Raw genomic sequence first — 21568 nt, 5'->3', positions numbered from 1 at the left:
GTCAGCGTTCTCCGCGATTATAGGGCACCATAAGCGCCGCGGGCACCTCGGCCCGGCGCGACATCAGCACCAGCGCGAGGATCGACAGGACGTAAGGCACCATCAGGAACACCTGATAGGGAATCTCCGCGCCCAGCGGCGTCTGCTGCATCCGGATCTGCAACGCGTCGAAGGCCGCGAACAGGACCGCCCCCAGCAGCGCCTTGCCCGGCATCCAGGCCCCGAACACCACCAGCGCGATGCAGATCCAGCCCCGCCCGTTCACCATCTCGAAAAAGAAGGAATCGAAGGCCGACATGGTCAGGAACGCGCCTCCCACCGCCATCAGCCCCGAGCCGACCATCACCGCCCCCATCCGGATCGCCGTCACCGACAGCCCCTGCGCCTCGACCGCCGAAGGGTTCTCGCCCGCTGCCCGCAGCGCAAGGCCCAGCGGCGTGCGGAAAAGCACCAGCGCCACCACCGCGACACTGGCAAAGGCCAGATAGGTCAGCGGCGTCTGCGAAAACAGCGCAGGGCCAAGGAAGGGGATATCCGACAGCACCGGAATCTCCAGCGGCTGGAATGGCGTGATCCGCGGCGGGCTGGTCACCTGCGGCAGCGCCAGCCGATAGGCGTAATAGGCCGATGAGGTCGCCAGCAGCGTGATCCCCAGCCCCACCACATGCTGCGATAACCCGAAGGGCACCGTCAGCGTGGCATGGACCAGCCCGAACATCGCCCCCGCGGCAAAGGCCACCAGCACCCCGGGCCACAGCCCCAGCCCCGCATAGACCGCCATCCAGCCCGCAAACGCGCCGAAGACCATGATCCCCTCGATGCCGAGATTCAGCACGCCGGCGCGTTCGCAGATCAGCTCCCCCATCGTGGCAAGGATCAGCGGCGAGGCGATGCGCAGAACCGCCGCCCAGAAGCTCGCCGACAGCAGGATGTCGAAGATCTCCATCAGCCCCTCACCACGCGGAACCGCGTCAGCAGGATCGCCAGCACCATGAACAGCAGCGCCGTGGCGACCGAGATATCGGCGATATAGGTGGGCACCTCGGCCGCCCGGCTCATCGAGTTCGCCCCGACGAAAACCCCCGCCACGAAGATCGCCGAGACCACGACGCCCAGCGGATGCAGCAGCGCCAGCATGGCGACCACGATGCCCGTATAGCCAAAGCCCGGGCTCAGATCGAGCGTCAGGCTGCCCTTCAGCCCCGCCACCTCTGAAAACCCGGCCATCGCCGCCAGCCCGCCCGACAGCAGCGCCGTCTTGACCATCACGCGCCCCACCGGGATTCCTGCGAACCGCGCCGCCTGCGGGTTCTGGCCGACCGCGCGGATTTCATAGCCCAGCGTCGTCCTGACCTGGATCACCCAGACCAGCACCGCCGAGATCAGCGCCAGCCCGAACCCCCAATGCAGCCGCAGCCCATCCACGATCCGGGGCAGGCGGGCATCGCGGGGCAGGGCCTCGGATTTCGGCCAGCCCATCCCCATCGGGTCCTTCAGCGGCCCTTCCAGCAGCATCGAGACGAACAGAAGCATGATGAAGTTGAACAGCAGCGTGGTCACCACCTCGTCCACCCCCAGCCGCACCTTCAGCAGGACCGGCCCCAGCAGCACCAGCCCGCCGGTCAGGATCGCCGCCCCCGCCATCAGCGGCAGGGCCAGCGTGCCCGGCAGGCCCAGCTGCGTGCCGATCAGCACCGTCATCAGCGCGCCCGCGTAAAGCTGCGCCTCGGCGCCGATATTCCACAGCTTCGCCCGGAACGCGACGGCCACGGCCAGCCCGGTAAAGATCAGCGGCGTCGCCCGGTTCAGCGTTTCAAGGGCCGCGAATTTCGACCCCGCCGCGCCCTGCACGATCAGCCCCAGCACCGCAAACGGGTTCGCGCCAGCCAGCATCGCCAGCACCGAGGCCACCCCGACCATGCCCGCCAGCGCCAGCGCAGGCAGGCCGATCAGCCGCACAAGGCCCGGATCGGCCACAGGTTCAAGCCGCATCGGCAAACCCCTGTCCGGCCATCCAGACGCCCAGTTCCGCAACCGTCTTCGACCCCCGCGCAAAGGGCGGCGACAGACGGCCCGCCGAGATCACATGGATCACGTCCGACAGAACCCGGATCTCGTCCAGATCCTCGGAGATCAGCAAGACGGCGGCCCCCGCATCCCGCGCCGCGATCAGGCATTCCTGCACATAGGTCAGCGCGCCGATATCGAGGCCCCGCACCGGCTGGTTTGCCAGGATGATCTTCGGTCCGGCCTCCAGCGCGCGGCCCAGGATCAGCTTCTGCATGTTCCCCCCCGACAGCAGCCGAATGCGCGCCTCGGGGCCGGGACAGCGGATATCGTATTTCGCGATGATCGCCTCGGCATGGCCGCGCGCGCGGCGCCAGTCCATCCAGCCCGCCCGGGCGAAGGGGGCCCGCGCATAGCCCTCCAGCACCGCGTTCTCGGTCAGGGTGAAATCGGCGATGGACCCGGTCGCGTGGCGATCCTCGGGGATGCGGCCCACGCCAGCATCCAGCGCCGCGCGCGGGTTCCATCCGCCGACCGCCGCACCGGCCACCAGCAACGCCCCGCTTGCGGGCGCGATCAGCCCCGAAACCAGATCGGCCAGCGCCCCCTGCCCATTGCCCGACACCCCCGCCAGCCCGGTGATCTGCCCGGCCCTGAGCGCAAGCGACACCCGCCTCAGCCCCGTGCGGTTGCCCTCGGACGGGGTCGAGACATCGCGCAGTTCCATCAGCGTTTCGCCCGCCCGGCCCGGCGCGGGATGGGGCAGGGCGACCTCGGCGCCCACCATCAGTTCGGCCAGCCGGTGCCGGTCGGTATCCGCCGTCGCCACCTCGCCCGCCACCTTGCCATGACGCAGCACCACCACCCGGTCCGACACCGCCATCACCTCATGCAGCTTGTGCGAGATGAAGATGATCGACAGCCCCAGCGCCACCGCCTTTTTCAGCGTCGCGAACAGCGCGTCGCTTTCCTGCGGCGTCAGAACGGCGGTGGGTTCGTCCAGGATCAGGATGCGCGCCTCGCGATACAGCGCCTTCAGGATCTCGACCCGCTGGCGTTCGCCCACCGACAGGCTGCGCACCTTGGCATCCGGGTGCACCGACAGCCCGAAATCGCGGGACAATTGCTCGACCCGCGCCCGCGCCGCCGCCCGCCCGAGGCCCAGCCCGAAAAGCGGCCGCGTGCCCAGAAGGATATTCTCCAGCACCGTCAGGTTACCCGCCAGCGTGAAATGCTGATGCACCATGCCCACGCCCGCCGCCAGCGCCGCGCCGGGCGCACCGGGCGGCAGCGCCTTGCCGAACACCTCTACGATGCCCGCATCGGCCGTGTAATGGCCGAACAGGATGTTCATCAGCGTGGTCTTGCCCGCGCCGTTTTCCCCCAGAAGCGCAAGGACTTCGCCCCTGTGCAGGGCGAAGCCGACATCGTCGTTCGCGGCAAGCTTCCCGAACCTCTTGGTGATCCCCTCAAGGCGCAGGACGACCTCGCGCGTCCCCATCAGGCGGATCTGGGCTCGCTGTCGTCGATCGCGACCTCGAAGCTGCCCGCCCGGATCGCCGCCTCCCGTTCGGCTACCAGATCGAGTGCGGCTTGCGGCACCTTGCCCTCGAAGGTGCCCAGGGGCGCCAGCGAACAGCCGCCTTCCTTCATGTAGGAATAGACCCCGTAATTCGCCGCCTCGAAGGTCCCCTCCGCCACCCGGGCGAGTGCCGCCTGCAAGGTCGGCTCGAAATGCCACAGCGCCGAGGCGACGACCGTCTCGGGATAATCGGCCTGCGTGTCGATCACGTTGCCGATGGCCAGCACGCCGCGTTCCTTCGCGGCATCCGACACGCCGAAGCGTTCGGCATAGAGCAGATCCGCCCCCGCCTCGATCATCGCGAACGCCGTCTCCTTGGCCTTGGGCGGATCGAACCACGACCCGATGAAGCTGACCTGGAACCGCGCATCCGCCCGCGTCTCGCGCACACCCGCCATGAAGGCATGCATCAGCCGGTTGACCTCGGGGATCGGGAAGCCGCCGACCATGCCGATATTGCCGGTCTGCGTCATCGCCCCCGCGATGATGCCCGACAGGTAGCTGGCGTCCTGGATGTAGTTGTCGAACACCGCGAGGTTGGGATAGGCCGGATCGTCCAGGAAGGACGAGCCCAGCAGGAACGCGGTCTCGGGATAGTCCAGCACCACCTCGCGCGCTTCCTGTTCCACCCCGAAGATCTCGCCGATGATCAGCTTGACGCCGCGCTCGGCATATTCGCGCATCACGCGCGGGTAATCGGTGTTCGAGGTGTTCTCGCTGAAGACATAGCTGACCTGGCCCGCCGCCTTCGCCGCCTCGGCCGCGACATGGATGCGGCTGACCCATTGCTGTTCCACCGGCACCGTATAGATGCCCGCGACGCTGATCGGCTCCTGCGCGAACAGCCGCCCCGGCGCCAGCCCCAGCCCCGCGGCGGCAGCAGCCCCCCCTGCGCCCAGCAACAGCCTGCGCCGGGCAATGTCGATCCTGTCGGTCATTCTGGCAGCCATTTCGAACACCTTTGTCCTTCCGTGGTCACTCGCCCTCGATCAAGGGCCGCTTTTCGATCATTTGGCACGATCCAGACTGGCATGCACGCGCAAGCAAGGGAAGATCGCCCGTGCGCCGGGCAACGGGCGCAAGCGCGCACATTTCATGGGCAAACCCCGTTCCGCCCCGGCCGTGCCCCGTCTTCGCGGCGTTTCCCCCGTCCCGCACCGCTGAATTTTTTTGCCCCTTCCGCGCCGCGGCCAGCCCCGTTGTTAACCTCGACGAAAGCCTCTGCTTCGATGGTGGGCCACGCTCACAGGATGGACCGCCCCATGCCCCTTGATCCCGGACCGGCGCACGATTCGCCCGACGCCCATCTCGATGCGATCGTCCGCGGCGGCGAGACGCTTGGCCGCGACATCGTCGAGGTTGCGGCCTTCCTCGATGCCCTCGACGCTTCGGCCCATGCCCAGATGGCCCAGATCCGGCTGGCCCGCGATGCGGCGGATGCCGTCTCGGCGGCGAATGACGATGTGCAGGAAACGGCGGGCAAGGTCGCGCAGGCGTCCGAGGACACGCTGGACGCGGTGACGGGTTCGGCCGCCCTGTTGCGCGACAGCGGCCATCGCAGCCAGGGCGTCGCGAACTGGGTGCAATCGGTCGATGCCCGCATGGCCGATGTCTCGGGCACGCTCAAGATGGTCGATGGCTCGACGGCCGAGATCGCCAGCATCGCCGCGCAGGTCAACATCCTCGCCATCAACGCCAAGATCGAGGCGGTGCGCGCAGGCGCGGCGGGCCGGGGCTTTGCCGTCGTCGCCGAGGCGATCAACGACCTGGCGCGCCAGACCGCCGGTGCGACGGCGACGATCACCCAGGCCATCACCGGGCTGCGCCAGCGCATCGACGAATTGCGCGCCGAGGCGGGCAAGGCCTCGGCCGATGCCGCCGAGGTGTTGCGGGCCGCCGTCGAAACCGACCAGGTCCTTGCCCGGATGACCGCCTCGGTCGAGGCCACGCGCGCCGCCGCGCTCGAGATTTCGGGCAGTGCCGCAGAGGTCGGCGTCGCGACCGGCCGCTTCGCCCCCGCCTTCCGGACCCTGGTCGAAACCACCGGCCATACCGCCGACGGCGTGCACGAGGCGCGCGAACGGGTCGACAGGCTGGTCTCGCTGGGCGAATCGGTGGTGCAGAACTCGGTGCTTGCAGGCGGTGCCCATGCCGACGGCCCGCTGATCGCCTTCGTGCGCGAGACCGCGACGCGGATCGCGGGCCTGTTCGAACAGGCCGTCGCGACCGGGCGGATCTCCCTCGAAGAGCTTTTCGACCGGCGCTACACGCCCATCCCCGGCACCGATCCGGTCCAGGTGATGGCGCCCTTCACCCGGCTGACCGATGCCATCCTGCCCGCCGTGCAGGAGCCCGCGCTCGATCTCGATCCCCGGATCGTGTTCTGCGCGGCGGTCGATCGCAACGGCTATCTTCCCACCCATAACCGGAAATATTCCCAGCCGCAGGGCAGGGATGCGGTCTGGAACGCGGCCAATTGCCGGAACCGGCGGGTCTTCGACGACCGCGTGGGCCTGTCCGCGGGGCGCTCCACCGCGCCCTTCCTGATCCAGGTCTATCGCCGCGACATGGGCGGCGGCGAATTCGTGCTGATGAAGGATCTGTCGGCCCCGATCCATGTGGGCGGACGGCACTGGGGCGGCTTCCGCATGGGCTACAGGTTCTGAGCCCCGCACGGGCCGGGCCTCGTCCCGGCCGCTTCGGCCCGCCTGCGGGTCCGGGCCGCCCTGGCACGCCCACCGCGCCCGAACCGTAAAAATATCACTTTAATTTAAAGGGTTGGATGCGGGCGTGTCGAGGCCGCATTAACCTCTTCCTGCGACGACGGACGGGACCGAAACCGGAAAGGGCCTGGCGTGCGTTCCCTGATCCGTTCCCTTCCCGCGCCGATCCGTGCGGCCCTGACCAAGCATCCCAGCCCCGAGGATGTGGCAAGTGTCGTCAACGGCACCTCGGTCGGCGTCTTCGTCACCGCGCTCAATGCGCTGCTCTATGCCGCCGGCGCGTTCGACGGCGAGGGGCTGTCCTTCCTGGTCCTCTGGCTTGGCGCCGTCCTCGCGATGTGCGTGACCCTCGCCCGGATGTCGGCGCGGGCGGCAGGGCGGATGGTCACGCGGGTCTCGCCGCGGGCGGCGCGCAGGCTTGTCCTGACATCGGTCGTGCTCGCGCTGCCCTGGGCGGCGCTGGCGATTCATGTGGTGGGCTTTCACGGCGGGGGCGAACCGCTGGTCGTCCTGCTGATCTGCATCGGCATGCTGGCCGGCGGCGCCTTCATGCTGCACCGCACCTTCGTCGCGGCGCTGGCCTTCATGGCGACGATCCTGGCGGCGGTCATCTTCTCGTTCCATTTCGGCGGGTGGGACCATGCCTGGACCGTCACCGCCTATTTCGCCGCCTATGGCATCTTCCTCGCCTATTTCGCCTATTCCTCGGGGGAAACCGCGCGTCGGCACGATACCTCCGTCGCGGCGCTGTCGCGCGCGGTCGATGACCTGCGCAAGGCGCATGAGAACAATTTCCTGCTGGCCAATATCGACGACACGACCGGCCTGCCGAACCGCAAGGCGTTCAAGGCGCGCCTGCGCGAGGCGGCCGCGCGATACCGGCAGGACGGGGTCGGCTTCTCGGTGCTGCTGCTCGATCTCGACCGCTTCAAGAACGTCAACGACCTGTTCGGCCATGGCGTCGGCGACGAGCTTCTGGCCGAGATCGCGCGGCGGCTGAGGGACAATCTGTCCGAACACGATGTGGTCGCCCGGCTGGGCGGGGACGAGTTCGCGGTCATCCTGGCAGAGGTCCGCGACGAGCCGACGATCCAGGTCATCGCCGGGCGGCTGATGCAGGCGCTGCGGCAACCGGCGCGGCTGGCGGGGCGGCAGGTGCATCCCGGCGCCTCGATCGGCGCGGTGATCTGCCCCGCCGATGCGACCGATCCGGTCGAGTTGTTGCAGAAGGCCGATCTGGGCCTGAACCGCGCCAAGGAAGACGGCCGTGGCGCTTGCGTCAAGTTCGACGACCAGTTGCGCGAACGGCTGATCGCCAACGACAGGGTCGAGGCGGGCCTGCGCGCGGCGCTCAGGGACGATCTGATCCATGTCCAGTATCAGCCCAAGATGGCGCTGTCCGACGGTGGCCTGCTGGGGGCCGAGGCGCTGGTGCGCTGGCAGACCCCCGAGGGCTACATGGTCCCGCCCGACTGCTTCCTTCCCGTCGCCGCCGAACGCGGGCTGCTGCCCACCCTCTCGCGGCGCATCGCCGAGGCGGTGGCCGGGGATATCCTGTCCTGGCGCGATGCCGCGCTCGCGCCGGGCAAGATCGCGCTCAACATCCATCCCGACGACCTCAAGTCACCGGAACTGCTGATGGAAACCGTCGGGATGTTCGAGGCGCGCGGCATCGACGGGCGCGACCTCGTGCTCGAGATCACCGAGGGCTGCCTCATCGGCCGCGGCACCGACATGGTCAGCATGGTGCTCGATACCCTGGCCGAGCGCGGCTATGAGCTGTCGCTGGACGATTTCGGCACCGGCCACGCCTCGCTCTCCCATCTCAAGAAGATCCCCGTCGCCGAGGTCAAGATCGACCGCAGCTTCATCGCGGGCATCGAGGTCCGGCGCGACGACCGCGCCATCGTCGCCGCCATCGCCGAGATCGCCCGCGGCATGGGCATCCGCTCGGTCGCCGAGGGGGTCGAGAACGCGGCGCAGCGCGACATCCTCAAGGGCATGGGCATTGATGTGGGCCAGGGCTATCTCTGGGCGCGCCCGATGGACGCGCCGGAGTTCGCCCGGTATCTCGGCGGGAGGACGGCGGCGGTCATGCAGGCCGCGCCCTGACCGGACAGGCTGGCACCGGATGGCGGGGGCAGGTCGGTCCCGCAGCCCGGCCGCCGGGGCCTGCTGCGGTTCAGCCCGCCGCGTCGGGGATCGGCGTCAGACCGGCCAGACCGTCCCCAAAAGGGCCAAGGCAAGCGAGCCGGCCCCCCCCCAGAACACGGAGCGGTCAAGCACGGCTTTCAGGCGCTGGGCGATCATGGCGGCGATCCCGTTTTCGGTTGCGACCCGAGAGTCGTGCCACCGGCGCAGGGCAGGAATTCGGCAGCCCCGCGGCAAATTCGGGACGCGTCCGGGGGTTGCGCCGCCCTGCGCGAAGCCCGATAAACCGGCGCAGGACTTCGCAGCGAGGAACCCGCCCATGATCGGCCGTCTGAACCATGTCGCCATCGCCGTCCCGGATCTGGACGCCGCCGCCGCCCAATATGCCGACACGCTGGGCGCCCGCGTCGGCGCGCCCCAGGACGAGCCCGATCACGGCGTCACGGTGATCTTCATCGAGCTGCCGAACACCAAGATCGAACTGCTCCATCCGCTGGGCGAGGACAGCCCGATCAGGGGCTTCCTCGAAAAGAACCCCTCGGGCGGCATCCATCACCTCTGCTACGAGGTCGAGGATATCCTGGCCGCCCGCGACCGGCTCAAGGCGCAGGGCGCCCGCGTGCTGGGCAATGGCGAGCCGAAGATCGGCGCGCATGGCAAGCCGGTGCTGTTCCTGCATCCCAAGGATTTCAACGGCACCCTGATCGAGCTGGAACAGGTCTGACCGGCGCGCTCAGGCGGCCCCCTGCGGGGCCAGCCGCTGCACCAGATGCGTGAACACGGCCGCGCCCAGGACCGGGATCACCAGATTCACCAGCGGCAGCGACAGCGGCACCGCCATCAGCAGCCCCGCGGCAAAGACCGTCAGGCCGTGACGCTTGCGCAGCGCCACCGCGCCCTTGCGCCCCAGCCGCCGCATCGCCGCCATCTGGAAATATTCCCGCCCCAGCAGAAAGCCGTTCACCGCCCAGAACAGCAGCGGCGCGAAGGGCCCCACCATGAAATACAGCACCAGCGCGACGAGGTTCACGCCCACCACCACCGCGAAGAAGGCCTGGGAGTCGCGGATCTGGTCCAGCACCGGCACCGGCGGCACCCTGGGCAGGTGGGGATAATGCCGCGCCTCGACCGCCTCGGCCACGTCGTCCAGGAACAGCCCGGTAAAGGCCGAGGCCACGGGGACCATCAGAAAGACCGACAGCACCAGCATCAGCACCAGCGAGGCGCCCGACAGGAACTCGTCCACCCAGCGCAATTCGCCGATCCAGGGCAGGGTGACGCTGTCCGGCACCAGCCAGCCGATCAGCAGGAAGATCGCGCCGTAAAGCGCCGCCAGCAACCCCACCGACAACCCGATCCCCAGCAGCAGCACCTTGCGGAAGGTGCGGTCGCCAAGCTGGCCCAGCGCCTTGAGAAAGGCGGCAAAGATCATTCCGCCATCCATTCGGTCAGCGCGTCCGGATCCGGGCGCGGACGCTCGGGCGGCGCGGCGGTCTCGGTGCCGATATGGACCACGCCGACCACCCGTTCCTGCGCGCTCAGCCCAAGGCCCGTCTCGACGAATCCCCGGTCATGGGCGGGCCAGCCCGACAGCCAGTTCGCCCCCCAGCCCGAGGCCAGCGCGGCATTCAGCAGCGCAAGGCAGACCGCGCCCGCCGAATAAAGCTGCTCGATCTCGGGGATCCTGTCCGAGGCTTTCGGCGCGGCCACCACCACGACCGCCAGCGGGCTGGTCTCATAGGCCGACGCCGCCTTGTCGATCGCCTCGCTGCCATGGCCCAGCACCGCGCCACGCGCCCGCACCAGCCCGGCCAGCCGCCGCAGCGCGGGTTCCTCCAGCACGATCAGCCGCCAGGGCTCCAGCTTGCCGTGATCGGGACTGCGCAGCGCCGCGGTCAGGATCGGCCGCAGCGCGGCGCGGTCCGGCGCGGGCGCGCGCAGGGTCTTGGCGGGGCGCGAGCGGCGGGTCAGCAGGAAATCCATGACCTCGGGGTTTGGCACGGGCATCTCCATCTCCATCTTGTCGCCCCTTCATGTCGGGCATAGGCGCGCGCGGTGCAAGTCCGGCTTGACGCGGGCCGGCGCTTTGCCCAGCAAGCGGCATGGACCTGTCCCATCTTGCGACCCCCGGCACCGAGATCGCGCTTCGCGTGACCCCCCGGGCCTCGCGCGACCGGATCGTTCCCGAGGACGGACTCCTGCGCGTGTACGTCACCTGCGTTCCCGAGGACGGCAAGGCGAATGCCGCGGTTCTCAGGCTGCTGTCCAGGGCGCTGGGCGTGCCGAAATCGCGGCTGGAGATCGTCCGCGGCCACACGGCGCGCGACAAGCGCGTCCTTGTGCTGGACTGAGCCTGCTGGACTGAGCCCGCCGAAACCCGCGTCAGTCCCGCTCGGGTCCGATCCGGTAGATCCCTTCGGGCAGGTCCAGCGCCGCCCCCAGCTCGTGCACCTGGCCCAGCGACAGCGTGATCTTCTGCACCTCGCCCGTGCGCGCATCCAGCTGCTCGACCGTCACGCAATCCTCGAAGGCGGTGATCGTCACGTCCTCCTGCAAGGGCGCGCGCCCCTCGTCGACAAGTGTGATCACGGTGGCGTCGAAATCGTGCTCGATGCTGAACATGGGAACAGGCTAGCCGCCCGGACGCGCCTTGTGAAGCGCCCGGTTCCGGCGGCGCCGATGCAGGGCATAGAGAAGCGGCGCGGCAATGCGGTCATAGGCGGCGCCGATGACGGTCCGCAGCCCGGGCAGGCCCAGGAGGCGCGCCAGCCAGCGCATCCGCGGCATGCTCGACCACAGCGCCAGGAAGGCCGGGAACCCGGCAATCAGGCGGCCCTCCTGCACCACATGCAGCCGCCGCGCCGCGTCCTCGGCGCTCAGGCCCAGCCGGGCAAGATCGGCCGCGTTCAGGTCGGTATACCGGATCGGCAGGCCACCGGCCTCGCTCAACCGGCGGTAGCCCGCGATCTCGCGCGCGCAGATCGGACAGGCACCGTTATAGATCACTTCCGTCTGGTCCATCGCGGGCCAGCTAGGTGCGCGGCGCGGCTCTGCAAGAGGTTCGCGCCAATTTGACACGCATCAAGGCAGCAGGCCCAACTCTCCGGTCTACTGCCCCTGCAACAGCCAACGGGAGACTGCCATGTCCGGCCAGGCCAAGTATGACGAACATGCCGAACTGGTGGAGAAAATGGCCGAGGCGCTGGGTCTCGACCTCACCGAGGAGATGATGGCCGGCAACTGGACGCCCGAGGACATGCGCGCGACCGTCTCGCGCTGCCTCGGCTGCACCGACCCGGCCCATTGCAAGGGCTGGCTGGACGATCACGAGGCGGGCGCCGAGGAAACGCCCGGCTATTGCCGCAACAAGGATCTGCTGGAGGCGATGCGGGCACGACTTGTGACCGCCTGAGGCGCGATGGAAGACCGGGGCAGGCTGTCAAAGCATTTCTGGCTGACGCAGGGCATGGCGCGCACCATCGGCGTCAATGTCAACGGCGCGCTTCAGGCCGGTCGGCTGGCCCGGGGCGAATTCGCCGAACTGGTCGCCACCTGCTGCCATTGCGACCGGACCGAACGCTGCATGCCCTGGCTCGCCCGCCAGGGCGCGGGGGCCGAGGCAGTCCCGGACTGGTGCCCGCTCAAGCCGCGGCTCGAGGCGCTGAAACCCCGCGCCTGACCCGGGAACGTGGAAAGGCCCCGCCGACGGACGGGGCCTTGCCTTGCCGACCGGGCCGTCAGCCAAGCGGCGTGCCCAGGATCACCCGGATCAGCTCCATCTGCGCGTGCCGGTCATTGTCCGACAGCGCCGCGATCGTGCTGTCGTAATCGGCGCCCGCATAGCCCGCATCGCGCAGCCGTTCGGCCAGCGCCTCGGGGCTTTCGTCCAGCACCACCGCCAGCGTGTCTAGCGGCGCGGCCGTGACCCGGGCCAGCAGCGCGAAATCCGGCCGCCCGCCCTGGCCCTGACCGCCCCCCAGCGGCAGGAAGCTCAGCGCCAGCAGCGCCGCGAACAGCACCGCCGCGGCCTGCCCCAGCGGGCGCTTCAGATGCGCGACGAAGGGGCGCCAGTTCACCGCCACATGCAGCGCGACAATGGCCACGAAGGCCAGCCCCACCCATTCATGGGCCAGCTTGTTCAGCCCGGTATTGGCGTGAAAGAACAACAGGATGCCCGTCACCCCAAGGAGCAGCGAGGCCCCGATGGTCAGCGGCGTGGCGAATTTGCGAAGGGCAGGAAGGGCAGACATCTCGGAAACCTCGATCCGTGTGGGAATATCGGGGCGTGATACGCCGCCACCCACCCGGTTCCGTCGGCCTGCGACAAGCTGTCAACCCCGCCGCGTCTCCCAGGCCAGCCAATCCTCGGCCTCCTGCGTGGCCGCGACCGTCTCCCAGGTGATGACCGGCAGTTCATAGGGGTGCTCGATCTCGATCAGCGTCACCAGATCGGCCCGCGCCGCCTCGGTGGTCTTGAAGGTGACCTGCACCTCCTCCTCCTCGGAAATCGCGTCCTGCCAGTGAAACAGGCTCAGGATCCCCGGCGTGATATTCGCACAGGCCGCCAGCCGCTCGGCCAGCGCCGCCTGCGCGATGGCGCGCGCGGTGTCGAGATCGGGGCAGGTGGTGGTGACGTGGATCATGGGGACCTCTGCAAAGACAGGCAGGCGTCATCCTAAAGCCTCGGGCGGCGCTGTTAAGGGCAAGGTTCGAAATTCGCCGGTTCAGCGCAGACGGCGGCCCCACAGATCATACTCCCCCGCCTCGTCCACCTCGACGGTGACGAAATCGCCCGGCGCCAGCCCCCCGGTGTCCTCGTCGATGAACAGGCAGCCGTCGATCTCGGGCGCATCCGCCATCGTCCTGCAGGTGGCCACCCCGTCCTCGTCCACCTCGTCCACGATCACCTCCAGCCGCTGGCCGACCTTCGCCGCCAGCTTTGCCTCGGAAATCGCCTGCGCCTTTTCCATGAAGCGGTGCCAGCGCTCGTCCTTGACCTCGTCGGGGACGTGATCGGGCAGGGCGTTCGACCGGGCGCCGGCGACATTCTCGTAGCGAAAGCAGCCCACGCGATCCAGTTGCGCCTCGTCCAGCCAGTCCAGCAGCGTCTGGAACTCGGCCTCGGTCTCGCCCGGAAAGCCCACGATGAAGGTGGAGCGCAGCGCCAGGTCGGGACAGTCGCGCCGCCAGGCCGCGATCTCGTCCAGCGTCCTGGCCGCCGCCGCCGGGCGGGCCATGCGTTTCAGCGTGTCGGGATGGGCATGCTGGAACGGGATGTCCAGATAGGGCAGCACCAGCCCGTCCGACATCAGCGGGATCAGCTCGCGCACATGCGGGTAGGGATAGACGTAATGCAGCCGCACCCAGGCCCCCAGAGCCCCCAGATCGCGCGCCAGATCGGTGATATGCGCGCGGTGGCCGTTCTCGGCGGCATGTTTCAGGTCCAGCCCGTAGGCGGATGTATCCTGGCTGATGACCAGCAATTCCCGCACGCCCGCCTCGACCAGCCGTTCCGCCTCGCGGATCACGGCAGGCGCCGGGCGCGAGACCAGCCGCCCGCGCATGTCGGGGATGATGCAGAAGCGGCAGGCGTGATTGCAGCCCTCGGAAATCTTGAGATAGCTGTAATGGCGCGGCGTCAGCGTCACGCCGGACGCGGGCAGCAGGTCCACGAACGGATCGGGATCGGGCGGCACCGCGGCATGCACCGCATCCAGCACCTGTTCGTATTGATGCGGGCCCGTGACCGCCAGCACGGTGGGATGCGCGCCGGTGACATAGCCCGGCTCGGCGCCCAGGCAGCCCGTGACGATCACCCGCCCGTTTTCCTTCAGCGCCTCGCCGATCGCCTCCAGGCTTTCGGCCTTGGCGGAATCGAGGAAGCCGCAGGTATTCACGATCACGGCATCGGCGCCCGCGTAATCGGGGCTGATCGCATAGCCCTCGGCACGCAGTCGCGTCAGGATCCGTTCACTGTCCACCAGCGCCTTGGGACAGCCGAGCGAGACCATGCCGATGGTCGGCTGGCCGGGGCGGGGGGCATCCTCGATCCGGGCGCGGGGCGCGCGGTCGGGACGCAGATCGGGCGGGTTCGTTACCATGGGGCGCATATAGCGATGCGCGCGGTCGCGGGAAAGTGGAGAACCCGCGCTTGCCGATGCGCCTGCCCTGCGCCTAGTCTTGGGCAGCACAACCCGGAGGTGCGCCATGCGCTGGATCATCCGTCTGGTTCTTGCCCTCGTCGTTCTGGCCGGGCTGATGTTGGGCGGGCTGTTCCTGCTGCCCGCCGACAAGGTCGCCGCGCTGGTGCAGGACCAGGTCCGCGGCGCGACCGGGCGCGAACTGACCATGTCGGGGCGGCTGACCCCGTCGCTCTGGCCCGAGATCGGGGTGGCGACCGGGCCGGTCACGCTGTCCAATGCCGAATGGTCCGATGCAGGCCCGATGCTGGCGGCCGAGGGGCTGTCGGTCGGGCTGGACGTCAAGGCGCTGATCGGGGGCGAGATCGTGATCCGCGAGATCGTGGCGCAATCGCCCCGGATCGTGCTGGAACGCGCCCCGGACGGGCGCGCGAACTGGGACTTCCCGCCGCGCGCCGCGGCGCCCGCCACCGCCGGGCCGGGCGGCGCGGGCAAGGCCGCGCGCGGCTTCACGCTGGATGCCGGGCGGATCACCGATGGCACTTTCATCTATCACGACCGCGCCGCGGGCACCCGCACGGAACTGGCCGGTGTCGATGCCACGCTGGCCCTGCCGCAGCAGGACGGCCCCGCCCGGATCGACCTCGCGGCGGTCCTGAACGGCCAGACCCTGGCCGCGACCGCCCGGATCGCGCGCGTCGAGGAGTTCATCGGTGGCGCGGTCTCCGGCCTCGTGCTCGACGCGACGCTGGGCAATGCCCGGGCCGGTTTCGACGGACGCGCGGGGCTCGCGCCGCTCTCGGCCGAGGGCGCACTCGATGCCGACCTGGCGGATCTGCGGGCGATCTTCGCCGCGCTTGGCAAGCCCGCACCCGCCGGGATCGGACGGCAACTGGGCCTCAAGGGCCGGATGACCTACTCCCCCGATGGCACGATCCGCCTGCGCGAGGGGGTGCTGCGCCAGGATGGCAACGTGCTGTCCGGGTCGGCCGATCTGGCGCTGTCGGGCAAGCCGCGGCTGACGGGGCAATTCACCGCCGGGGCGCTGGATCTCTCGGCACTGACCGGCGGATCGGGCGGCGGATCGGGGTCGGGCACGGGCGGCAAGGGCGAAGGCGGCTGGTCCACCGCGCCGATCGACCTTTCCGGGCTCGGCGCGCTCGATGCCGAGGTGACGCTGGCCGCGCAATCGGTCAACCTGGGCGCGACCCGGTTGGGCCCCACCCGCATCGCCGCCACGCTGACCGACCGCCGCCTCGTGCTCGACCTGCGCGAGGTGCAGGCCCATGGCGGGCGGATCACCGGCAATCTCGTGCTGAACGGGCGCGGCGGCAATTCGGTCGGCGGCGATCTGACGGTGGCGGGCATCGCGATGCAGCCCCTGCTGCGCGACCTGGCCGATTACGACCGGCTGATCGGGCAGGGCGATCTGCAGCTGAAATTCCTCGGCTCCGGCGGGTCGATGGCGGCGATCATGCAGGGCCTGTCGGGCTCTGGCACGATGCGCCTGGGCAAGGGCGAGCTGCGCGGCCTCGATATCGCGGGGATGATCCGCACGCTTGACCTGGGCTATGTCGGCCCGGGCGCCAAGACCATCTTCGACGGCATCACCGCCAGTTTCACCATCGACAAGGGCGTGTTGCGCAATGACGACCTCGCCCTCGCCGCGCCGCTTGTGACCGCGACCGGCGCGGGCAAGGTCGGCATCGGGGCGCGGACGCTCGACTATCGGCTGCTGTCCCGGGCGCTCGCGGGCAGCGAGGGCGACAAGGGCCTGCGCGTGCCGCTGCTGATCACCGGCACCTGGGCCAATCCGCGCTTCCGGCTCGATCTTGAATCCATCGCGCGCGAACGGCTGGAGCTTGACGACCAGAAGAAGGCCGCCGAGGAAAAGGCCCGCGCGGCGGCGAAAAAGGCCGAAGCCGACGCCAAGGAAAGGGCCGCTCGGGAACTGGGCCTGCGCGCCGACGAGGGCGAGCGCCTCGAGGACGCCGCAAGGCGCAAGCTCGAGGACGAGGCGAAGAAGGGGCTGAGAAAGCTTCTGGGCGGCAATTAGCGGCCCAAGCCGCGCCCCGCGACCGCAGGCGCGGTCAGGGGCGCGCCTGCACGATCACCGCTTGCGGTCGCGGCGCGCGCTCATCGGCTGGAAGGCGACCGAGACATGGGCCTCGCAATAGGGCTTGCCCTGCTGCACCGGCAATCCGCAGAACCAGAAATCCTGCGTCGCCGGATCGCCGATCGGCCATTTGCAGGTGCGTTCGGTCAGTTCCATCAGGGTCAGCTTCTTGGCCGACCGCTCGATTTCGCGCACCGAGGCCAGCGTCTCGGGGCTGATCTCGTTGGCCGAGGGCTGCGGCGGCAGCGGCTGGCCGGCCGTGACCAGCACGGGCTTGCGCGGGGCGGGCACGGGGGCAGGCGCCACCGGCTGCGGCGCGGCGGCCGCGGGGCGCGGCTCGGCGGGCTTGCGTTCGGGCGCGGGCGTCTCGGCCCGGGCCTCGGGTGCCTCGGCGCGGGCCGGTTTCTCCTTGGCCGGGGCGGGTTTCACCGGCGCTGCGGGCGCGCTGCCGCCCGCCCGGTTCGACAGGCCCAGCCGATGCACCTTGCCGATCACCGCGTTGCGGGTGACGCCGCCCAGTTCCTTGGCGATCTGGCTTGCGGACTGGCCCTCGCCCCACATGCGTTTCAGCGTCTCGACGCGGTCTTCGGTCCAGGACATGGCATTTCCTTGGGCAGTTCCGGTGCCGGACGGGGGGCGGCAGGCGCCCCGGCTGCCCGCCGGATGGGAGAATTCGATCAAGGCCCTATTCTAATCCGGGGCGCTTCGGGGATACAAGCGCAAGCCTGAGACAGGAGACGGACGAAATGGACGCGACCGGCATGGACAAGGCAAACGCGGCGGCAGGGATGGGCACCAGACGCTTCGGCCGGGTGAACTGGCTCGGGCTCTGGACGCTCAGCCTGCGCGAGATCATGCGCTTTGTCCTGGTCTGGACCCAGACGCTGGCCGCGCCGCTGGCCACCGCGGCGCTGTTTCTGGGCGTCTTCGCGCTGGCCATAGGCCCCGACCGCGAAACGGTGATGGGCGTGCCCTTCATTCATTTCCTCGCCCCCGGCATCCTGATGATGACGGTGATCCAGAACGCCTTTGCCAACACCTCCTCCTCGATCCTGATCTCCAAGGTGCAGGGCAATATCGTCGACACGCTGATGCCGCCCCTGTCGCCGCTGGAACTGCTGCTGGGCTATACCGCGGGCGGCGTGGTGCGCGGCCTGCTGGTGGCGCTGCTGGTGGCGGTGCCGATGCTTCTGGTGCTGGGTATCGGGCTGGCGCATCCGCTCTGGGCGCTGGTCTTCGTTCTGCTCGGCTCGGCGCTGCTGTCCGGCCTCGGCATCGTGGCGGCGATCTTCGCCAACAAGTTCGACCAGATGGCGGCGATCACCAATTTCATCGTGACGCCGCTCAGTTTCCTGTCGGGCACCTTCTATTCCATCGAGCGGCTGCCGCAGACGATGCAGACCGTGACCCATTTCAACCCGGTCTTCTACCTGATCGACGGCGTGCGCTACGGCATCATCGGGCAATCCGACAGTTCGCCCTGGCTGGGGCTGGCGGTCTGTTCCGCCGTCACCGCCGCGGTGATGGCGCTCTGCTGGTACTGGTTCCGCACCGGCTACCGGATGAAGGCGTAATCCTTCAGGCCCGGTGCGCCCCCTCGGCCAGCCCCGCGACATAGGACAGGATCTCGGGCACCGGGCGGCCCTCCTCGACCAGCTTGACGATGGCCGAGCCGACCACCGCCCCATCGGCCACGGCGGCGATGGCCTCGGCCGTCTCGGGCGTGCGGATGCCGAAGCCCACGATCACCGGCAGATCGGTCTGTGCCTTGATCCGCGCCACCTCGGGGGCGACATCCGCCGCCTCGGCCGCCGCCGCCCCGGTGATCCCCGTGATCGAGACGTAATAGACGAACCCGCTGGTGTTTTGCAGCACCTTGGGCAGGCGCTTGTCATCGGTCGTCGGCGTGGCCAGCCGGATGAAGTTCAGCCCCGCCGCCTGCGCGGGGATGCACAACTCCTCATCCTCCTCGGGTGGCAGGTCCACCACGATCAGCCCGTCGATCCCAGCCTCCTTCGCATCGGCCAGGAACCGGTCCACGCCCCGGTTATAGATCGGGTTGTAATAGCCCATCATCACGATCGGCGTGGTGTCGTCGCCCGCGCGGAACGCCCGCGCCATGTCCAGCGTCTTCTGCAGGGTCTGCCCGCCCTCCAGCGCCCGCTGACCGGCCAGCTGGATCGTCGGCCCGTCCGCCATCGGATCGGTGAAGGGCATGCCCAGCTCGATGATGTCCACCCCCGCGCCCGGCAGCCCCTGCACCAGCTCCAGCGAGGTCGCGTAATCCGGATCGCCCGCCATCACATAGGCGACAAAGGCCTTGCGGTTCTCGGCGCGCAATGCGGCGAACTTGGCGTCGATGCGGGTCATGTCGGTCCTCCCCCGGTCCTGTCGCATGCGGTTTGCGGCAGCGGGCGGGGAAAATCAATGGGCGCTTTGGCCGCCGCGTCGCTTGACGCCGCCCACCGCCACCCCCTACATGCGCGCGGACCTCGGCGGGAGAGACGGCAGATGGGCTTCAAGACCGGAATCGTGGGGCTGCCCAATGTGGGCAAGTCGACGCTGTTCAACGCGCTGACCCGCACCGCGGCGGCGCAGGCGGCGAATTTCCCCTTCTGCACGATCGAGCCCAATGTGGGCGAGGTCGCGGTGCCCGACCCGCGGCTCGACAGGCTGGCCGCCATTGCCGGATCGAAACAGATCATCCCCGCGCGCATGACCTTTGTCGATATCGCCGGGCTCGTGAAGGGCGCCTCCAGGGGCGAGGGCCTGGGCAACCAGTTCCTGGCCAATATCCGCGAATGCGACGCCATCGCCCATGTCCTGCGCTGCTTCGAGGATGACGACGTCACCCATGTCGAGGGCCGGGTCGATCCCGTCGCCGATGCCGAGGTGATCGAGACCGAGCTGATGATCGCCGACATGGAATCGATCGAGCGGCGGCTTCAGAACCTCGTGCGCAAGGTCAAGGGCGGCGACAAGGAGGCCATCGCGCAGGAGCGCCTGCTGAAAACCGCACTCGCCGCGCTGGAACAGGGCCACCCCGCCCGCACTGTCCAGGTCGCCGACGAGGATGCCCGCCTCTGGGACATGCTCCAGCTTCTGACCGCCAAGCCCGTCCTTTACGTCTGCAACGTCTCCGAGGCCGAGGCCGCGGAGGGCAACGCCCATTCCGCCGCCGTCGCCCGCATGGCCGAGGCGCAGGGCGCGGCCTCCGTGGTCATCTCGGCGCGCATCGAGGAAGAGATCAGCCAGCTTGACGCCGAGGAGGCGCGCGAATTCCTGGCCGAACTGGGGCTGGACGAGGCCGGGCTCGACCGGCTCATCAAGGCGGGCTACAAGCTTCTGGGATTGCAGACCTATTTCACCGTCGGCCCCAAGGAAGCCCGCGCCTGGACCATCGCGCAGGGCACATCCGCCCCCAGGGCCGCCGGGGTGATCCATGGCGATTTCGAGCGAGGCTTCATCCGGGCCGAGACCATCGCCTATGACGATTACGTCACGCTGGGCGGCGAACAGGCGGCCAAGGATGCCGGGAAGATGCGCGCCGAGGGCAAGGCCTATGTCGTGCAGGACGGCGACGTGCTGCATTTCCTGTTCAACGCCTGAACGCCGACCCACCGCAGCAACGGCTGCCGGGCTGCACAATCCCGCCCCGACCGCGACCGGAAAACTCCCCGAATTATTCGAAATCTAAACCTCTTCTTAGAGGTATTCCACAAGAGTCCGGGGAAGCGGCGGACAGGTTAGGGAATTCGGGAATGTTCTTCAGGGCGAAAAAGACGGCTTCTGTTGCCGACGAGGCACATGTCGCCGCCGCCTTCATGTCGGTCATCGACCGGACCCAGGCGACGATCCAGTTCGAACCGGACGGGACGATCCAGACCGCGAACGAGAATTTCCTCAAGACGTTGGGCTATTCCCTGTCCGAGGTCGCGGGCAGGCACCATTCGATGTTCGTCGACCGGACCCATGCGCAGACCGAGGACTACCGCCGTTTCTGGCAGGAACTGGCCAGCGGCAAATCCTTCACCGACCAGTTCCCGCGGGTCCGCAAGGATGGCAGCGTGATCTGGATCCAGGCCACCTACGCGCCCTATCTCGACGCCGAGGGCAAGGTGCGCAAGGTCATCAAGATCGCGACCGACATCACCGAGCGGCAAAGGGGGATCGAGGGCATCGCCGAGGGTCTGCGCGAACTCAGCAACGGCGACCTGATGCACCGCGTCCCGTCCTGCAATGCCCCCGATATCGACGCCCTGGGCAACGCGTTCAACGCCGCCGTCGACCAGCTTTCCACCTCGATCTCGGCCGTCAAGGAGGTCTCTTCCGCGGTCGAACGCACGGCGGATGAGGTCGGCCAATCCTCGGCCGACCTGTCGCAGCGGACCGAATCGCAGGCCGCCACGCTCGAACAGACCGCCGCCGCGATCGAGGAACTCACCTCGACCGTCCGGGCCGCGGCCGATGGCGCGCGCGAGGTCGAGGCATCCGCCAATGACGCCAAGAGCACCGCGGAAAACGGCGGCAAGGTGGTCGGCGAGGCCATCGACGCCATGTCGCGGATCGAGAAATCCTCGACCAAGATCAGCCAGATCATCAGTAAGCGTCGTTGGACGGCCACCCGGTTTTCAGGTTGACGGCTGGTAATTCCACGGGAGCAACTCGTCCAGTCGGCCTTGCGGATGGCCGGCGGCGATGGCTTCGAGGGTGGATTTCAGATAGGCGAAGGGCTCCACGCCGTTGATCTTGCAGGTCTCGATCAGCGAGGCGATGCGGCCCCAGGTTCTGCCGCCCTCGTCATGACCGGCGAAGAGTGCATTCTTGCGATTCAGGGCAATCGGACGAA

At 68.8% G+C, this 21568-nt stretch carries 24 protein-coding genes; 10 read left to right on the top strand and 14 right to left on the bottom strand.

The genetic code is table 11. The features are described from left to right. Position 1: 1 nt before the first annotated feature. The 4 genes from NHN26_RS13935 to NHN26_RS13920 are packed head-to-tail and all read right to left on the bottom strand — an operon-like array spanning position 2 to position 4527. Entirely contained in the window at positions 2–946 is a 945-nt protein-coding gene (locus NHN26_RS13935) for an ABC transporter permease (RefSeq protein WP_253090011.1), read from the bottom strand. Then, a complete protein-coding gene (locus NHN26_RS13930; RefSeq protein ID WP_132695933.1) occupies positions 946–1992 on the bottom strand; it encodes an ABC transporter permease in 1047 nt (348 codons plus the stop codon). Before NHN26_RS13930 ends, NHN26_RS13935 begins: the two co-directional genes overlap by 1 nt. Then, on the bottom strand, positions 1982–3508 hold the full coding sequence (locus tag NHN26_RS13925) for an ABC transporter ATP-binding protein (protein WP_253090010.1): 1527 nt from the start codon (positions 3506–3508) through the stop codon (positions 1982–1984). Before NHN26_RS13925 ends, NHN26_RS13930 begins: the two co-directional genes overlap by 11 nt. Then, positions 3508–4527, bottom strand: a complete 1020-nt coding sequence (locus NHN26_RS13920; protein ID WP_253090038.1) for a BMP family protein — start codon at positions 4525–4527, stop codon at positions 3508–3510. Before NHN26_RS13920 ends, NHN26_RS13925 begins: the two co-directional genes overlap by 1 nt. Positions 4528–4851: 324 nt before the next feature. Here NHN26_RS13920 and NHN26_RS13915 point away from each other — a divergent pair, with 324 nt between their 5' ends. The 3 genes from NHN26_RS13915 to mce all read left to right on the top strand — a co-directional run bounded on the left by NHN26_RS13915 (position 4852) and on the right by mce (position 9187). After that, positions 4852–6255: a methyl-accepting chemotaxis protein gene (locus tag NHN26_RS13915; protein WP_253090009.1), complete on the top strand. Its 1404-nt coding sequence runs from the start codon at positions 4852–4854 to the stop codon at positions 6253–6255. Positions 6256–6444: 189 nt separating this feature from the next. Beyond that, positions 6445–8424, top strand: coding sequence for a putative bifunctional diguanylate cyclase/phosphodiesterase (locus tag NHN26_RS13910; RefSeq protein ID WP_253090008.1), 1980 nt, complete (start codon positions 6445–6447; stop codon positions 8422–8424). 358 nt (positions 8425–8782) lie between these two features. Beyond that, positions 8783–9187, top strand: a complete 405-nt coding sequence (gene mce / locus NHN26_RS13905; protein WP_253090007.1) for a methylmalonyl-CoA epimerase — start codon at positions 8783–8785, stop codon at positions 9185–9187. Between the two features lie 9 nt (positions 9188–9196). Here mce and NHN26_RS13900 read toward each other — a convergent pair whose 3' ends face one another. Then, positions 9197–9895 (bottom strand): EI24 domain-containing protein, encoded by a 699-nt coding sequence (locus NHN26_RS13900; protein WP_253090006.1) that lies wholly within the window; start codon positions 9893–9895, stop codon positions 9197–9199. Then, positions 9892–10470 (bottom strand): nitroreductase family protein, encoded by a 579-nt coding sequence (locus NHN26_RS13895; protein WP_253090037.1) that lies wholly within the window; start codon positions 10468–10470, stop codon positions 9892–9894. Before NHN26_RS13895 ends, NHN26_RS13900 begins: the two co-directional genes overlap by 4 nt. Positions 10471–10565: 95 nt before the next feature. Here NHN26_RS13895 and NHN26_RS13890 point away from each other — a divergent pair, with 95 nt between their 5' ends. Beyond that, positions 10566–10814, top strand: coding sequence for a DUF167 domain-containing protein (locus tag NHN26_RS13890; RefSeq protein ID WP_253090005.1), 249 nt, complete (start codon positions 10566–10568; stop codon positions 10812–10814). A gap of 31 nt (positions 10815–10845) precedes the next feature. Here NHN26_RS13890 and NHN26_RS13885 read toward each other — a convergent pair whose 3' ends face one another. Together NHN26_RS13885 and NHN26_RS13880 are read right to left on the bottom strand one after the other, a co-directional pair. Continuing rightward, on the bottom strand, positions 10846–11085 hold the full coding sequence (locus tag NHN26_RS13885; RefSeq protein WP_253090004.1) for a DUF8831 family protein: 240 nt from the start codon (positions 11083–11085) through the stop codon (positions 10846–10848). A 9-nt stretch (positions 11086–11094) separates the two neighbouring features. Continuing rightward, positions 11095–11484: a thiol-disulfide oxidoreductase DCC family protein gene (locus NHN26_RS13880; RefSeq protein WP_253090003.1), complete on the bottom strand. Its 390-nt coding sequence runs from the start codon at positions 11482–11484 to the stop codon at positions 11095–11097. Between the two features lie 121 nt (positions 11485–11605). Between NHN26_RS13880 and NHN26_RS13875 the strand changes: the two genes are divergently transcribed. Both NHN26_RS13875 and NHN26_RS13870 read left to right on the top strand, forming a co-directional pair. After that, positions 11606–11875, top strand: a complete 270-nt coding sequence (locus tag NHN26_RS13875) for a DUF6455 family protein (protein ID WP_253090002.1) — start codon at positions 11606–11608, stop codon at positions 11873–11875. 6 nt (positions 11876–11881) lie between these two features. After that, positions 11882–12142, top strand: coding sequence for a DUF6455 family protein (locus NHN26_RS13870; RefSeq protein WP_253090001.1), 261 nt, complete (start codon positions 11882–11884; stop codon positions 12140–12142). Positions 12143–12200: 58 nt separating this feature from the next. On the opposite strand, the gene NHN26_RS13865 is transcribed toward NHN26_RS13870, so the two are convergent. The 3 genes from NHN26_RS13865 to rimO all read right to left on the bottom strand — a co-directional run bounded on the left by NHN26_RS13865 (position 12201) and on the right by rimO (position 14564). After that, positions 12201–12713 carry a DUF4405 domain-containing protein gene (locus NHN26_RS13865; RefSeq protein ID WP_253090000.1) on the bottom strand — a complete coding sequence of 171 codons (513 nt, stop codon included), beginning with the start codon at positions 12711–12713 and terminating at the stop codon, positions 12201–12203. Between the two features lie 81 nt (positions 12714–12794). Continuing rightward, complete coding sequence (gene cutA, locus NHN26_RS13860) at positions 12795–13106, bottom strand: divalent-cation tolerance protein CutA (RefSeq protein WP_253089999.1); 312 nt, start codon at positions 13104–13106, stop codon at positions 12795–12797. Positions 13107–13187: 81 nt separating this feature from the next. Beyond that, positions 13188–14564, bottom strand: coding sequence for a 30S ribosomal protein S12 methylthiotransferase RimO (gene rimO, locus NHN26_RS13855; protein ID WP_253089998.1), 1377 nt, complete (start codon positions 14562–14564; stop codon positions 13188–13190). A 106-nt stretch (positions 14565–14670) separates the two neighbouring features. Here rimO and NHN26_RS13850 point away from each other — a divergent pair, with 106 nt between their 5' ends. Further along, entirely contained in the window at positions 14671–16659 is a 1989-nt protein-coding gene (locus NHN26_RS13850) for an AsmA family protein (protein ID WP_253089997.1), read from the top strand. Between the two features lie 54 nt (positions 16660–16713). Here the strand turns inward: NHN26_RS13850 and NHN26_RS13845 are convergent, their stop codons facing one another. Then, on the bottom strand, positions 16714–17319 hold the full coding sequence (locus tag NHN26_RS13845; protein WP_253089996.1) for a GcrA family cell cycle regulator: 606 nt from the start codon (positions 17317–17319) through the stop codon (positions 16714–16716). A 146-nt stretch (positions 17320–17465) separates the two neighbouring features. Between NHN26_RS13845 and NHN26_RS13840 the strand changes: the two genes are divergently transcribed. After that, positions 17466–18293, top strand: a complete 828-nt coding sequence (locus tag NHN26_RS13840; RefSeq protein WP_253089995.1) for an ABC transporter permease — start codon at positions 17466–17468, stop codon at positions 18291–18293. A 4-nt stretch (positions 18294–18297) separates the two neighbouring features. Here the strand turns inward: NHN26_RS13840 and trpA are convergent, their stop codons facing one another. Further along, the gene (gene trpA, locus NHN26_RS13835) at positions 18298–19089 is read right to left on the bottom strand and encodes a tryptophan synthase subunit alpha (RefSeq protein WP_253089994.1); all 792 of its coding nucleotides are present in this window, start codon (positions 19087–19089) and stop codon (positions 18298–18300) included. Between the two features lie 141 nt (positions 19090–19230). On the opposite strand from trpA, the gene ychF reads away from it, so the two are divergent. Then, on the top strand, positions 19231–20328 hold the full coding sequence (gene ychF / locus NHN26_RS13830) for a redox-regulated ATPase YchF (RefSeq protein WP_253089993.1): 1098 nt from the start codon (positions 19231–19233) through the stop codon (positions 20326–20328). A gap of 152 nt (positions 20329–20480) precedes the next feature. Further along, the gene (locus NHN26_RS13825) at positions 20481–21359 is read left to right on the top strand and encodes a methyl-accepting chemotaxis protein (protein WP_253089992.1); all 879 of its coding nucleotides are present in this window, start codon (positions 20481–20483) and stop codon (positions 21357–21359) included. On the opposite strand, the gene NHN26_RS13820 is transcribed toward NHN26_RS13825, so the two are convergent. Then, positions 21351–21568 (bottom strand): IS66 family transposase (locus NHN26_RS13820; protein WP_253089991.1); only part of this gene is annotated, 218 nt, incomplete at its 5' end. The two genes, NHN26_RS13825 and NHN26_RS13820, sit on opposite strands and share 9 nt — an antisense overlap.

The sequence above is a fragment of the Rhodovulum tesquicola genome, assembly GCF_024128855.1.
Taxonomy (GTDB): domain Bacteria; phylum Pseudomonadota; class Alphaproteobacteria; order Rhodobacterales; family Rhodobacteraceae; genus Rhodovulum; species Rhodovulum tesquicola.
The sequence above is the reverse complement of the archived record's forward strand: the minus strand, read 5'-3'. Positions and strand labels throughout refer to the sequence as shown.